General features: G+C 37.2%; 12 protein-coding genes. 5 read left to right on the forward strand and 7 right to left on the reverse strand.

Translation table 11 applies throughout. The features are described from left to right. The first annotated feature begins 29 nt into the window (after positions 1-29). From rnhA to AC3QLY_RS15275, 3 genes are all read left to right on the forward strand, one after another. Entirely contained in the window at positions 30-515 is a 486-nt protein-coding gene (rnhA, locus tag AC3QLY_RS15265) for a ribonuclease HI (RefSeq protein ID WP_074419025.1), read from the forward strand. Positions 516-581: 66 nt separating this feature from the next. Continuing rightward, positions 582-1,145, forward strand: coding sequence for a UbiX family flavin prenyltransferase (locus AC3QLY_RS15270; RefSeq protein WP_074417550.1), 564 nt, complete (start codon positions 582-584; stop codon positions 1,143-1,145). 7 nt (positions 1,146-1,152) lie between these two features. Beyond that, complete coding sequence (locus tag AC3QLY_RS15275) at positions 1,153-2,181, forward strand: glycoside hydrolase family 53 protein (protein WP_074419049.1); 1,029 nt, start codon at positions 1,153-1,155, stop codon at positions 2,179-2,181. A 157-nt stretch (positions 2,182-2,338) separates the two neighbouring features. Here AC3QLY_RS15275 and AC3QLY_RS15280 read toward each other — a convergent pair whose 3' ends face one another. Continuing rightward, complete coding sequence (locus tag AC3QLY_RS15280; RefSeq protein ID WP_074417551.1) at positions 2,339-4,879, reverse strand: ATP-dependent Clp protease ATP-binding subunit; 2,541 nt, start codon at positions 4,877-4,879, stop codon at positions 2,339-2,341. Positions 4,880-4,966: 87 nt separating this feature from the next. Here AC3QLY_RS15280 and AC3QLY_RS15285 point away from each other — a divergent pair, with 87 nt between their 5' ends. Together AC3QLY_RS15285 and AC3QLY_RS15290 are read left to right on the forward strand one after the other, a co-directional pair. Then, positions 4,967-5,371: an STAS domain-containing protein gene (locus tag AC3QLY_RS15285; protein ID WP_074419027.1), complete on the forward strand. Its 405-nt coding sequence runs from the start codon at positions 4,967-4,969 to the stop codon at positions 5,369-5,371. 136 nt (positions 5,372-5,507) lie between these two features. Then, positions 5,508-6,413, forward strand: a complete 906-nt coding sequence (locus AC3QLY_RS15290; protein WP_492990001.1) for a ribonuclease Z — start codon at positions 5,508-5,510, stop codon at positions 6,411-6,413. Here the strand turns inward: AC3QLY_RS15290 and AC3QLY_RS15295 are convergent. From AC3QLY_RS15295 to AC3QLY_RS15320, 6 genes are all read right to left on the reverse strand, one after another. After that, the gene (locus AC3QLY_RS15295) at positions 6,410-7,564 is read right to left on the reverse strand and encodes an alpha/beta hydrolase (RefSeq protein ID WP_074419029.1); all 1,155 of its coding nucleotides are present in this window, start codon (positions 7,562-7,564) and stop codon (positions 6,410-6,412) included. The two genes, AC3QLY_RS15290 and AC3QLY_RS15295, sit on opposite strands and share 4 nt — an antisense overlap. Before the next feature lie 71 nt (positions 7,565-7,635). After that, entirely contained in the window at positions 7,636-8,265 is a 630-nt protein-coding gene (gene lolA1, locus AC3QLY_RS15300; protein WP_074417555.1) for an outer membrane lipoprotein periplasmic chaperone LolA1, read from the reverse strand. A 208-nt stretch (positions 8,266-8,473) separates the two neighbouring features. Continuing rightward, a complete protein-coding gene (locus tag AC3QLY_RS15305) occupies positions 8,474-11,137 on the reverse strand; it encodes an FtsK/SpoIIIE family DNA translocase (protein ID WP_492990004.1) in 2,664 nt (887 codons plus the stop codon). Between the two features lie 140 nt (positions 11,138-11,277). Further along, complete coding sequence (locus AC3QLY_RS15310; protein WP_074419032.1) at positions 11,278-11,670, reverse strand: DUF423 domain-containing protein; 393 nt, start codon at positions 11,668-11,670, stop codon at positions 11,278-11,280. A 2-nt stretch (positions 11,671-11,672) separates the two neighbouring features. Further along, positions 11,673-12,266 (reverse strand): shikimate kinase, encoded by a 594-nt coding sequence (locus AC3QLY_RS15315; RefSeq protein ID WP_081298623.1) that lies wholly within the window; start codon positions 12,264-12,266, stop codon positions 11,673-11,675. A gap of 9 nt (positions 12,267-12,275) precedes the next feature. Further along, positions 12,276-13,460, reverse strand: coding sequence for an acyl-CoA dehydrogenase family protein (locus tag AC3QLY_RS15320; RefSeq protein ID WP_074419034.1), 1,185 nt, complete (start codon positions 13,458-13,460; stop codon positions 12,276-12,278). Positions 13,461-13,727 lie beyond the last annotated feature (267 nt).

The following is a 13,727-nucleotide window of genomic DNA, read 5'->3' on the forward strand; positions in this document are numbered from 1 at the left end:
GATTCTTTGATTATCTGTATGTTTACAGCATGCAAGCCGCTCAAACAACACTTAAAATTTATACAGATGGCGCTTCCAAAGGCAATCCCGGACCCGGAGGCTACGGTATAGTAATGCTTTGGGGAGAAGTTAAAAAAGAATTATCAGCCGGATATCGGCTTACCACGAATAACAGAATGGAATTAATGGCAGTAATTGTTGCATTACAGTCGCTCACCAAAAAAAACATACCTGTTACTATTTACACAGATAGTCAGTATGTTGTAAACAGTGTTGAGAAAAAATGGCTTGATAACTGGATTAAAACCAATTTTAAAGGTGGTAAAAAGAATAAAGACCTTTGGTTAAAATACCATCAAATAGCTAAAAATTTTGAAATAAAATTCAAATGGGTAAAAGGGCATGCCGATAATCAATGGAACAACCGTTGTGATGCATTGGCAACTGCTGCTGCAGATGCTGAGAATTTATTGATTGATGAGGGTTATGAAAATGAAGTGAATTTATTACAATGAGTAACAATTGATTGCAGTTCATGATAACTATTAAGGTTTATTTTTGTTATGTAAGCAAATAAAAATATGCAACATAAAATCATTGTAGCGATAACAGGAGCAAGCGGATCTATTTATGCAAAATTATTATTGGATAAATTAGTTGCACTCAAAAATCAAATTGCTGAAGTGGGTATTGTAATGAGTAATAATGCCAAAATTGTATGGGCTACTGAATTAGGCAATTCTGATTATCTCCAATATCCTTTCAGATATTATGATAAAAATGATTTCAATGCTCCGTTTGCATCGGGTTCAGCTAAATTTAATACCATGATTGTTGCCCCTTGCAGTATGGGCACCATGGGCAGAATTGCAGCAGGTGTCAGCGATGATTTACTCACCCGTTCAGCTGATGTGATATTGAAGGAAAGAAGAAAATTAATTTTAATGATTCGAGATACACCCTATAACTTAATTCACATTAGAAACATGGAAACAATTACCCTTGCAGGCGGAATTATTTTACCAGCAACCCCATCCTTTTATCATCAACCCACTACCATAGAAGCTGTTGCCGCTTCTGTGGTTGACAGAATTTTGGATATTGCCGGTTTGAATATTGAAACATTTAGATGGGGAAGTAAATAAAAACATTATGAAAAAAATTTTCTTACTCATTGCAGTCACCATTTGTTGTTTCAATATGGGTTGCTCAAAAAGTCAGCCAGCAGTAACCTACAGTCGTAATGATACTACACTTTTTTTTAAGGGTGCCGATGTTAGCTGGGTTACAGAAATGGAAGCAGCCGGCATTTCATTTTACGATTCAACCGGTACTAAAGCTGATTTATTTTCTATATTAAAACAAAAAAAAATTAATGCCATTCGACTAAGGGTTTGGGTAAACCCCACAAACGGATGGTGTAATACCAACGATTTAATTGTAAAAGCAAAAAGAGCCCAACAGGCAGGCATGAAAATTATGCTCGACTTTCACTACAGTGACAGTTGGGCTGATCCGGGTAAACAACCCAAACCTGCCGCCTGGTTAAACTTATCGTTTCCCTCACTGGTAACAACATTAGGTACTTATACTACCCAAGTATTACAAGCTTTGCAACAACAAAACATTACCCCCACCTGGGTACAAATAGGAAATGAGGTAGACAATGGAATGTTGTGGGAAGACGGCCGGGCATCTACCCATATGAATCAGTTTGCAGCACTTATTCAATCGGGATATACTGCGGTAAAAAGCTTTAATACAAACATTAAAGTCATTGTACATGTATCAAATGGATACAATAACAGTTTATTCCGCTGGCTGTTTGATGGTTTGCACGCAAATGGTGCACAATGGGATATTATAGGTATGTCATTATATCCGGATAGTACCAATTGGCCAACTTATAACACTCAATGCATTGCCAATATGAATGATATGATTGCCAGATATCACTCATCGGTTATGATATGTGAAGCAGGAATGCCGGTAAACCAACCTACTATTTGTCGTCAGTTTTTAACTGACCTTATTCAGAAAGTTCGTTCTATTCCCAATCAACAAGGTATAGGTGTATTTTACTGGGAACCCGAATGCTACAATAACTGGCAGGGTTATAATTTGGGTGCTTTTGATAATGCAGGGAAACCAACCGTAGCAATGGATGCATTTCTGCAATAAAAAGAGGCTGTATCAAAAGTGCTATGCAGCCTCTTTTTACTCGGTAAGAGAGGGCAGAGCATTGGAGAAAATTTTCGTTTATGCAAATCTCTGCCCCTTCTTTTTGCTTTTAATACATCCTCATACTCATTCACGCATCAACAATGAAATATTTCAGTTATGCTTTCGCATTCTCTTCTTCCGGAGCTCTTTTTAACTGAAATATAATTTTCCCGTTTTCTTTATCGAGCGAAGCAATTAATACATCGCCACTTTTTACATGCATATTTAATATTTCCTCTGCCAATGGATCTTCCAGATATTTTTGAATGGCACGATGTAAAGGTCTTGCGCCGTATTGCACATCATAACCTTTTTCGGCAATAAAGTCTTTCGCTTCATCCGTTAATTCAAGCGTGAAGCCCAGATTCACAAGGCGCTTCATCACACCCTTCATCAAAATATCAATAATGCTGAAGATGTTTTCTTTGGTAAGAGCATTAAAGATTACCACATCATCAATCCTGTTTAAGAACTCAGGTGAAAAGGTTCTTTTCAAGGCCTTTTCAATCACTGCTTTATTATTTTCTTCTTCATTCTGAATTCTGGCTGCTGTAGCAAAACCAACACCACTACCAAAATCTTTTAACTGTCGAACGCCAATGTTGGAGGTCATGATAATCAAAGTGTTTTTAAAATCAATTTTCCTTCCTAACCCATCTGTCAGTTGGCCGTCATCCAACACTTGCAATAAAATATTATAAATATCTGGATGTGCTTTTTCAATTTCATCTAACAAAATAACGCTATATGGTTTACGACGTACTTTTTCTGTTAATTGGCCGCCTTCTTCATAACCAACATAACCCGGAGGTGCACCAATTAAACGGCTTACCGTAAATTTCTCCATATATTCACTCATATCAATGCGTATCAACGCATCTTCCGAATCGAACATATAACGTGCTAATGAACGGGCCAATTCTGTTTTACCAACGCCGGTAGGGCCTAAAAATATAAACGTACCAATAGGTTTCTTAGGATCTTTTAACCCCACTCTATTTCTTTGAATGGCTTTTACAACTTTACTAATAGCTTCTTCTTGTCCTACCACCATTCCTTTCATATCGTCAGCCATTCGGCGAAGTTTATCAGTTTCAGCTTGAACCATTCTTTTTACGGGTATACCGGTCATCATACTTACTACTTCGGCAATATCTTCTTCGCCAATAGGGTACCGCTTATTTTTACTTTCTTCTTCCCAAATAAGTTTAGCCTTTTCTAATTCTTCACCCAAACGTTTTTCTTTATCGCGTAAAGCAGCCGCTTCTTCAAAGCGCTGACTTTTTACTACCCGATTTTTTTCGTTTTTAACTTCTTCTATTTGTTTCTCTAATTCAACAATTTCTTCTGGAACATTGATGTTTTTCAAGTGTACCCTTGCGCCTACTTCATCTAATACATCAATCGCTTTATCGGGTAATAACCGATCGGTCATATACCTATCGCTCAATTTTACACAAGAATCAATAGCCTCTTCATCGTATACTACATTATGAAAATCTTCATACTTGCTTTTAATGTTGTTCAAAATCATAATGGTTTCAGGAACACTTGGTGGCTCAACCAAAACTTTTTGGAATCGGCGATCTAATGCCCCATCTTTTTCAATATACTGCCTGTATTCGTCTAAAGTAGAAGCACCAATGCATTGCAATTCACCACGAGCAAGGGCGGGTTTAAAAATATTAGAGGCATCTAATGAACCACTGGCGCCACCTGCACCAACAATGGTATGAATTTCATCGATAAACAAAATAACGTCTCTGTTTTTCTCTAATTCATTCATAATAGCTTTCATGCGCTCTTCAAACTGACCTCTGTATTTGGTACCTGCTACCAGTGCAGCCAAATCGAGCGATACAACTCTTTTATCAAACAAAACCCTACTCACTTTGCGTTGTACAATACGCAATGCTAAACCTTCTACAATGGCTGTTTTACCTACACCCGGTTCGCCAATTAAGATGGGATTATTTTTCTTTCTGCGAGAAAGAATTTGCGAAACCCTTTCAATTTCAGCCTCACGGCCTACAATTGGATCTAAAGAATTGGTTTCCGCCAATTTAGTAATATCGCGGCCAAAATTATCTAATACCGGGGTTTTACTTTTTACATTGCCTTGTTTGGCTGAACGTTGCTGATAGGCTTTTTGTTTTTCATCATCAAAATCATCTTCACCCTCATCAGAGAATTCATTTTTGGGCGGAGGTGCTGAATTGGTACCTACCATTCCCAGTTCATTTCTGAAAATATCATAGTCCACATCAAACTGATTTAAAATTTGCGTAGCGATATTTTCTTTATTCTTCAGAATGCTTAACAGTAAGTGCTCTGTTTCTACCAACGGACTTTTTAATGCTTTGGCTTCCAATACGGTTACCCTTATTACCTTTTCGGCTTGTTTGGTTAAAGGCAAACTATTGATGTTGGCAATATTTTTTCCTGTTTTATCTTTTACGGCCAGTTCAATTTCCTTCCGTAATTCATACAGGTCAACATTCAATTGCTTCAACACTTTTATAGCAAGATTTTCACCATCTCTAATTAAGCCTAGCAACAAGTGTTCTGTGCCAATAAAATCATTCCCCAACCGCAAAGCTTCTTCGCGACTGAATGAAATGATTTCTTTTACCTGGGCTGAAAAATTATTATCCATAATCTTTTTGGATTTATACAATTATAACGAATATTTTTGATCAAAGTTGCTTTCAACTTATTCACAAAATGTTTAGAAATTCTTTTTATGAAAGTCAAAATTGATACCAAGGAAAAATTTACCGTTTTAACCCCTGAAGTACCTAATATTTATGACAATATGGCTGATGAATTGGCTGCTGCATGTCAACAATTTCTTCAGGCGCCTATCAAAAATCTAATTTTAAAATTAAGCAATGTTCAAGATATTGACGGCAATATAGCGCAAAAGATTATTGATTTGCAACAAAGTTTTTACGATAAAAGTGCTTCTTTTCTGGTTTGTGAAATGAATAAAAATATTGAGGCTGTTTTTGAACAGAACGATTTGATTGAAATGTTGAATTTTACGCCTACAGAATGCGAGGCATGGGATATTGTTCAAATGGAAGAGATTGAACGGGAGCTTTTAGATTCAAACGATTTTTCTTTTGATACGGATGATATGTCATAAACTGTTTTTTAGTTTTACATTCATTTTTTTATTATATTGAAGGAAAAAGAGCAGCATTCAATATAATTTTTAACAATTTCTTGCAGCTATTCCGGTATTAAATTGCCTCCCATACACTGCAAAAAAAATTCACAATATGTTTGGTGTAACTATTTTAGGGAATAACTCAGCGCTGCCGGCTTATGACCGTCACCCTACTGCACAGGTAGTTACCCTGAACGATCAGCTTATATTAATTGATTGTGGAGAAGGCACACAAACACAATTGTCGAAATACAAAATCAAACGAAGCAAAATCAATCATATCTTAATCTCGCATTTACATGGCGATCATTATTTTGGATTGCCGGGATTAATTACCAGCATGGGTTTGTTAGGAAGGGAGCAAGATTTGCACGTGTATGCACCTGCTGCATTAGAAACAATTATTCAATTACAATTGAAGGCAGGAAATACCGATTTACCGTATACATTGCATTTTCATGCCTTAGAAACGTATGATGATTTATTAATTGATGAAAAAAAATTTTGTGTTCAAATTTTTACTACTGAACACCGGGTACCATGCTGGGGTTTTATTATAAAAGAAAAACGAATGCCTCGTAAAATTAATAAAGAAGCGGTACTGCAATATGCAATACCGGCTTCATTTTACGAAGCCTTACAAAAAGGTGAAGATTATACAAACAAAGCAGGCAATACCATTCAAAATAATGTATTAACGATTCCAAATAAAGCATCCAAATCATATGTGTATTGTGCAGATACCCGCTATGCCGAGAAAAACATAAGTGTATGCAGCCATGCATCATTACTATATCATGAAACCACTTATTTACAAAACTGTGAAGATAAAGCTGCGTTACGATTTCACTCTACTTCTATACAGGCTGGTACATTTGCCACAAAAGCCGGTGCAAACAAATTAATTATTGGCCATTTTAGCAGTAAGTATGAAACATTAGATCTGTTTTTAAAAGAAACACAGGCTGCTTTCGCCAATACTGATTTGGCATTAGAAGGTGTAACTTTTTTGGTTTAATACAGTTGCATCAGCCAACGATAAAATGCAGGGAACTCCTCTCTCCAGTATTTTTCCTGATGTGTACCCGGCGGATACACAGAGCGACGAATAGTATGGCTGGGGTAAGCATCTAAATTTTTGATCACCTCATCCATATCAGACAACATGGTGGCACTCTCTTTCCCACCTGCATAAAAATAATAAACCGGTTTAAAATCAGCATGCACAGCGGGTTTTAATTGTTGTGGCGAATAAAGCCAAAATGCCGGTGAAAAGATGCCGGCAGCGCCAAATATATTGGGGTATTTCATGAATGCATAGTAACTAATGATAGCTCCCATACTGCTTCCGGCAATATAAGTATAATGTGGCCCTTTTTTGGTTCTGTATTTGCTATCAATAAAAGGCTTTAATGCATTAACAATAAAATTTATATAATAAAATCCTTCTCCTTTTACGGAATCTTTGCCCACTTTTCCTGCAGGAATGGTATAAGGGCTGTATTCGCTCAAACGCTTGTCCCCACCATTATCAATGCCAACTACTATACAATATTTACCTAATTTTTGCGCTAGTGTATCCAAACATTCATCAATGCCCCATTCGCCTGCAAATGCAGTTTGGTCATTGAATAAGTTTTGTCCGTCCTGCATATATAAAACGGGATATGTTTGGGTTGACTGGTAGTAATTTCTGGGGAGGTACAGCCAAATTCGCCGGGTGCTATGTAATTGTGGAATATAAAAAGCAGTATCAATAATTGAAACTTGCGGACTGGCGGTATAGGGTTTGGGTTTTTCAGGGTAATCATCTTTCCAACCAGCAATGGTAAAAGAAGAATCAATATCCGAATCTACCTGTAAAACCCTGTCATTCATATCACGCCCATCTGCCAAACATTCCACTTTATCAAAACTGCCTCTGGTAAACTTAAAAGCATAATTACCCGGTGTCATATTTTTAATTACAATCCCCACCCTGCTTCCACCAAATGGCTTTAACCGATATTGCTCATCTTTCGGATTCCAGTTGTTAAAATTACCACTTACATAAATGGGCTCATCTTGCCGAGTAGCCACTTTTGTAACCATTAACTTAACGTTAAATTGTGCCTGTACTACCGGTATAAGCAGGAGTAGTAAAGCAAAGCTGAAAATTATGTTTCGCATGTAATAAAGTTAAGTAACCCACATAAAAAAAGCCACCTTTTAGAGTGGCTTATGATTTATTTCATTCATTTTTAATCTAATAATTCTGCATCGGCAGGATAGTTGGCGCGGTTAAAATTAAACATGCCATCCGGCAACTTCGCTGCCGTATTCATGTTACTGATTAACACCACAGTTTTATTGTTGCTTTTATCTAAAATTACCGCTTTTGTTACTAAGTGTTTTAATTTATTGATAAACAAATCAACTTTTTGGAAACTACGCCTGTCATCTTTTGGAAACATTTCTATTTGATAACTACTGCCGTTGGAAGAAATGAGTTTGTAATTAAAATCTTTATCATAAGAACCGGATAGTAATTTTTGTGGGCTCAATGTTGCTGCACTTTCTTCTACTGAAGATTTTGTAATGGTTTTATTGCCATCATAATTGTAAACATTGGTGCCATCACAAATAATAACAGTTTTACCCTGTTTCAGTAAATATTTATCACCTTTCATAGAAAGCGTTCCTGCTTTAATACCATTGGGCTTTCCTTTACTGGTAATGGATTCCAGCATAAACTTTGCAGTAATTCCTTTGGCTGATTTTACTTTTTCTCCTACCTCATTTAAAACCTTTTTAGCTGCAGGATCATTTTGTGCTTTTACCTGTATTGACGTTCCAATCAATAATCCTGCAACAAAAAACAAATACTTCATTGTTTAAATTTAATTTGAAAAATGAATCAAAACAGCACTGATTAGATCAAACTTTTTTGATTTTTTAAATATTGGGCGCAAAGATAGGGCTTTAAAAATTTTAGACCTGTATTCAGGTGGTTTGTTTAGCGGTTGTTAAAAAAAATGGAGGTTAATGAATGCGTTTCAGCTAACAAATCATCTATGGAATGTTTCAAATCAGCATTTGCTAAGGAATAGAATGCAGGTATTCTTCCAGTTCCGATTCTGTTTTAAAACGTACTTCTCTTGCTTTACTGCCCAAATTAGGCCCAACAATGCCGGCGGCTTCTAACTGATCCATTAACCTGCCGGCCCGATTATAACCCAATTTCATTCTTCGCTGAATGAGCGAAGTGCTACCTACCTGATTTTGCACAATTAAACGCGCTGCATCTTCAAACAGTGGATCACGATCTGTAACATCCATTTCTCTGCCTTCCATATCTTTTTCATCTACATATTCCGGCAATAAAAATGCTTCAGGATATCCTCTTTGTTCCCCAATAAAATTACATACCTTATCTACTTCAGGTGTATCAACAAAAGCACACTGTAATCGAACAATTTCCCCATTGTAATTAATCAGCATATCGCCTTTCCCAATTAACTGCTCTGCCCCTCCTGCATCTAGAATGGTTCTGCTATCTATTTTAGAAGACACTTTAAAAGCAATTCGGGCAGGAAAATTGGCCTTGATGGTTCCTGTAATAATATTTACCGATGGTCTTTGTGTAGCAATAATTAAGTGTATACCAATTGCCCTGGCCAATTGCGCTAACCGGGCAATGGGCATTTCAACTTCTTTACCGGCAGTCATAATTAAATCTGCAAATTCATCTACTACCAATACAATGAATGGAAGGTATTGGTGTCCTTTTTGCGGATTTAATTTTCTTTCTGTGAATTTTTGGTTGTACTCTTTAATATTTCTAACACCTGCTTCTTTCAGCAAATCGTAACGGTTATCCATTTCAATACACAAAGCATTTAATGTGTTTACCACCTTTTTTGTATCGGTAATAATAGCTTCTTCTTCTCCTGGTAACTTGGCCAGAAAATGTTTTTCAATAACCCGGTACAAGCTCAATTCTACTTTCTTAGGATCAACCAGAATAAATTTTAATTGCGATGGATGCTTTTTGTAGAGCAATGAAACCAAAATGGCATTCAAACCCACCGATTTACCCTGACCGGTAGCACCTGCCATGAGTAAGTGAGGCATGGAAGCCAAATCAACAATAAAATTTTCATTGTCAATTTTTTTACCAATGGCAATAGGTAATGAAAAATTATTTTTTTGAAATTTATCGCTCGATATCAGCGTTCGCATACTTACCACCGTTTTCCTGATATTGGGTACTTCAATACCAATGGTACCTTTGCCGGGTATAGGTGCAATAATTCGAATGCCTAAAGCAGCAAGACTTAGTGCAATATCATCTTCCAGATTTTTAATACGGCTAATACGAACTCCAGGGGCAGGAACAATTTCATATAACGTTACTGTTGGACCAACGGTAGCGGCTATGCGTTGTATTGCAATATCATAGTTTTTAAGTGTTGCAATAATTTGATTTTTATTTGCTTCTAATTCATTGGGGTCATGTACAATTTTTTCACTGCCATGTAAATCAAGCAAATCAAGGGTTGGAAATTTATAATTACGCAGTTCAAGTGTAGCATCATAAGGCTCATCTAATACCGGCAATGCTTTTTTTGCAGCAACAAAGGCAACCTCTTCGGAGGCAGGTTTTATTTCTAATTGCATATCAACCGAATCATCTATCATCAATTTCGGCTGCATGCTAACTGATGCATGTTCATGAATAGTATTATTTTGAATGACTGCTTCAGGTTCTGTTGCTGTGTCTAACTCCGTATGCTTATGCATGACATCAACAGACTCATCTGCAATTAATTCTGTTTTTTCCAAAGCTATGCCCTGCTGTTTTTCCTGCAATTCAAAACGGATTAAAGGATTAGAGGCATCCATCATTGCTGATTCATCAGGCATAATAACGGTTACATTTTTTCCTCCGTTTTTCAGTTTGTTGGCTGTAACCCAAGCTTCATCTGTTGCAGGATATACCTCCAACGGCACTTCTTCAATTTGTTTATTCTCAGCATCCCATTGTTGGTAAACGGGTATTTCATCAGCAGAAAGTGTTGTGGCTTCATTTGAAGTGATTGGCTGTGAAACATTCCGGTTATTTTTACTGATGCGCTGAGGCCATTTAGGGAGTTTAAAAACAGGATTGAACCGCCATATTACATAAGCAAAAACAGCTATCAGTAAAAATGCTGCGGTACCCAGTTTACCCATCCATTTAATGAACCAGCTATCCAGCATATTGCCCACTGCACCACCCCATGAAAACTGACTGTTGGGTGTAATAAAAGCTGCGGCTACACTAATAATCAATAATCCCACTAAAACATAACGCAAATTTCGCTGAATGGAAAATACCTTTTTGCTAAACAATCCATTTACCCCAATTACAAAGAAAAAAGTACACAACAAATATGCTGCAATACCAAAACCCTTGTACATAAAAAAATGTGCCATATAAGCGCCGGAAACACCAAGTAGATTGTTAATTTTCACATCTTCTAACGAAAATATTTTTATGCCGAATTGCTGCACTTTATCCTGATCATCCTGCCAGGTAAATAAATAAGAAGTAAAAGCAATAAAAAGAAAAAAAGCAAATAAAAGGGCTACCGCACCAGCAATTTTTGTAGTGCGCTCATCCTTCACCACTTCAGATACGGAAATATCTACCTCTTTATCCGGTTGTAATTTTTCAGGATCTGGTGGCGGCGGCACATTTTTTTTTAAGCGGTTTGCCATACTAACAAATATAAGCGAACTACTTGCGAAATTGCCATATTAGAAAAGTATGTGGATTATTTATTGGCAGCGCATCTTTTATTCAGATTACTAAAAAGCCTATCTTTTCAGTGATATAGTGGGAATGATTACAATCTGTATTAGCTTTTCCGATTAAGGGCGACTACCATGCAAAACCATCCTGCTATAAAAAACACCCCTCCTATAGGTGTAATAGGTCCCACCCAAATTAATCCACTGGTATGATGCATGGCTTTCATGATGGTGATGGCATACAATGAGCCACAAAAGAACAAAATACCCACAGCAAAAAATCGGCCTGCTATACGCATCCATTTTCCCGGAAACGATTCGTATAATATCCCTGCAAATAACAACGCCAATGCGTGAAACATTTGATAATGAATGCCTGTTTCATATACATTGAGGGTGTCTGCATCTACCCATTGTTTAAGCGTATGTGCGCCAAAAGCACCTAATATTACGGTAATTAAACCCAGCCAGGCTCCGGTTTTTAAAAATCCTCTAAGCATATTCACGATTGGTTGATGTTGAATTGTTTATTTTCAAAAGATTGTATAGCTGTAATCATTGTTTCTATTTGAAGTTGTTCGCCTTTTAAGTGAATATCGGCTTTACCATAAAAACGGCTTCTTTCTGCTAATTTTTCCGATAAAAAATGCGTGAGTGCTGCTGTATTTTCAAAATTGGCCACCAATGGGCGATGCGATTTTTCTTTGAGCAGTCTTTCAGCCAAAGTATGCACCGGTTCATCAATCCAAATAGTAATCCCGTGTTGGTTCATCCATAACATATTATCATGAAAACAGGGAGTACCTCCACCCGTGGCCACTACAACGCTATTTTTATTGCTAAAAGTTCTCAGTTCGGCTGCTTCTTTTTCCCGGAAAAATGTTTCTCCCTTTTCATTGAAGATGGCAGCAATAGACTGTTGGTATACTTTTTCAATTTGTGCATCTAAATCTACGCCTCCAAAATTCAGTTGCCGGGCAATAGCTTTACACCAGTAACTTTTACCGCTGCCCATCATTCCCACCAAAAAAATGGGGGGAAATTTTGATGATGTCTTTGTTTGACTGAATGATTCATTGTTCATATATAATCTCATCAATCCTGCTTATGTAAATGCATTAAAGCCTGTAATATCCATTCCAGTAATTAAAAGGTGAATATCATGCGTTCCTTCGTATGTAATCACACTTTCCAGATTCATCATGTGGCGCATCACTGAATATTCGCCTGTAATGCCCATGCCACCCAATATTTGCCGGGCATCTCTTGCAATATTTGCGGCAATTTCACAACTATTCCGTTTAGCCATACTTACCTGAGCCGGTGTTGCTTTTGCTTCATTCATTAATACACCCAAACGCCAAACCAATAGTTGTGCTTTGGTAATTTCTGTAATCATTTCAGCCAGTTTTTTCTGCTGCAACTGAAATGCACCAATCGGTTTCCCAAATTGAACCCTTTCTTTGCTGTATCGCAAAGCTGTATCATAGCAATCCATCGCTGCTCCCAATGCACCCCAAGCAATACCATAACGGGCTTTTGTTAAACAATTTAAAGGACCTTTTAACCCTTTAACATTGGGTAAAATATTGGCTTTAGGCACTTTTACATCATGAAAAACCAATTCGCCGGTGGCACTGGCTCGCAAACTCCATTTTCCATGTGTTGTGGGTGTTGTAAAACCTTCCATACCTCTTTCTACAATTACGCCCTGCACTTCACCCGCTTCATTTTTTGCCCAAACTACCGCAACATCAGCAAATGGCGCATTACTAATCCACATTTTAGCACCATTCAAAATGATATGATCGCCTGCCTCTGTAAAATGGGTAAGCATACCCGCAGGGTTACTGCCGTGATTGGGTTCAGTTAATCCGAAACAACCCAACCATTCACCAGAAGCTAATTTGGGCAGATATTTGTTACGCTGTTCCTCATTACCATACGCATAAATAGGGAACATCACCAACGAGCCCTGAACACTGGCAGTAGAACGAACCCCGCTATCACCCCGTTCCAATTCCTGCATCATTAATCCATAACTAATATAATCTAAACCGCCACCGCCATATTGTGCCGGAATGGTGGGCCCGAAGCAGCCTAATTGACCCAATTGTGATACAATTTGTTCGGGAAAAGTTGCATTTTGTGCATATTCTTCTATAATGGGCGAAATTTCTTTTTTTACATAATTACGCACAGCATCCCGTACCATTTTGTGTTCTTCGGTTAATAAATCATCTAACTGAAAATAATCTGGTGACTGGAATAAATCGGTTCTGGCAGCCATATTCTTTTTTTTATTAGAATGAATCGTTGAATTTCAGGAAAACAGGTTTTAAACTACACACCTAATACAATTAAAACAAATGTAACAAGATGCACACATCTCTCCGCATTTTGTTACATTTTTCTTTTAGGATTGCCCTTGCTTCGAACGCAATATTGATTGATGAATTGAATCTTCATCCGGCATCTGTTTTTTTATGAATAATATTTAATGGGTTTCAACTTTATATTTGTATATCAACTACTTGAACATTACACTGCTAAACAA

Source organism: Hydrotalea sp. GW822-HT8A01 (assembly GCF_058798575.1).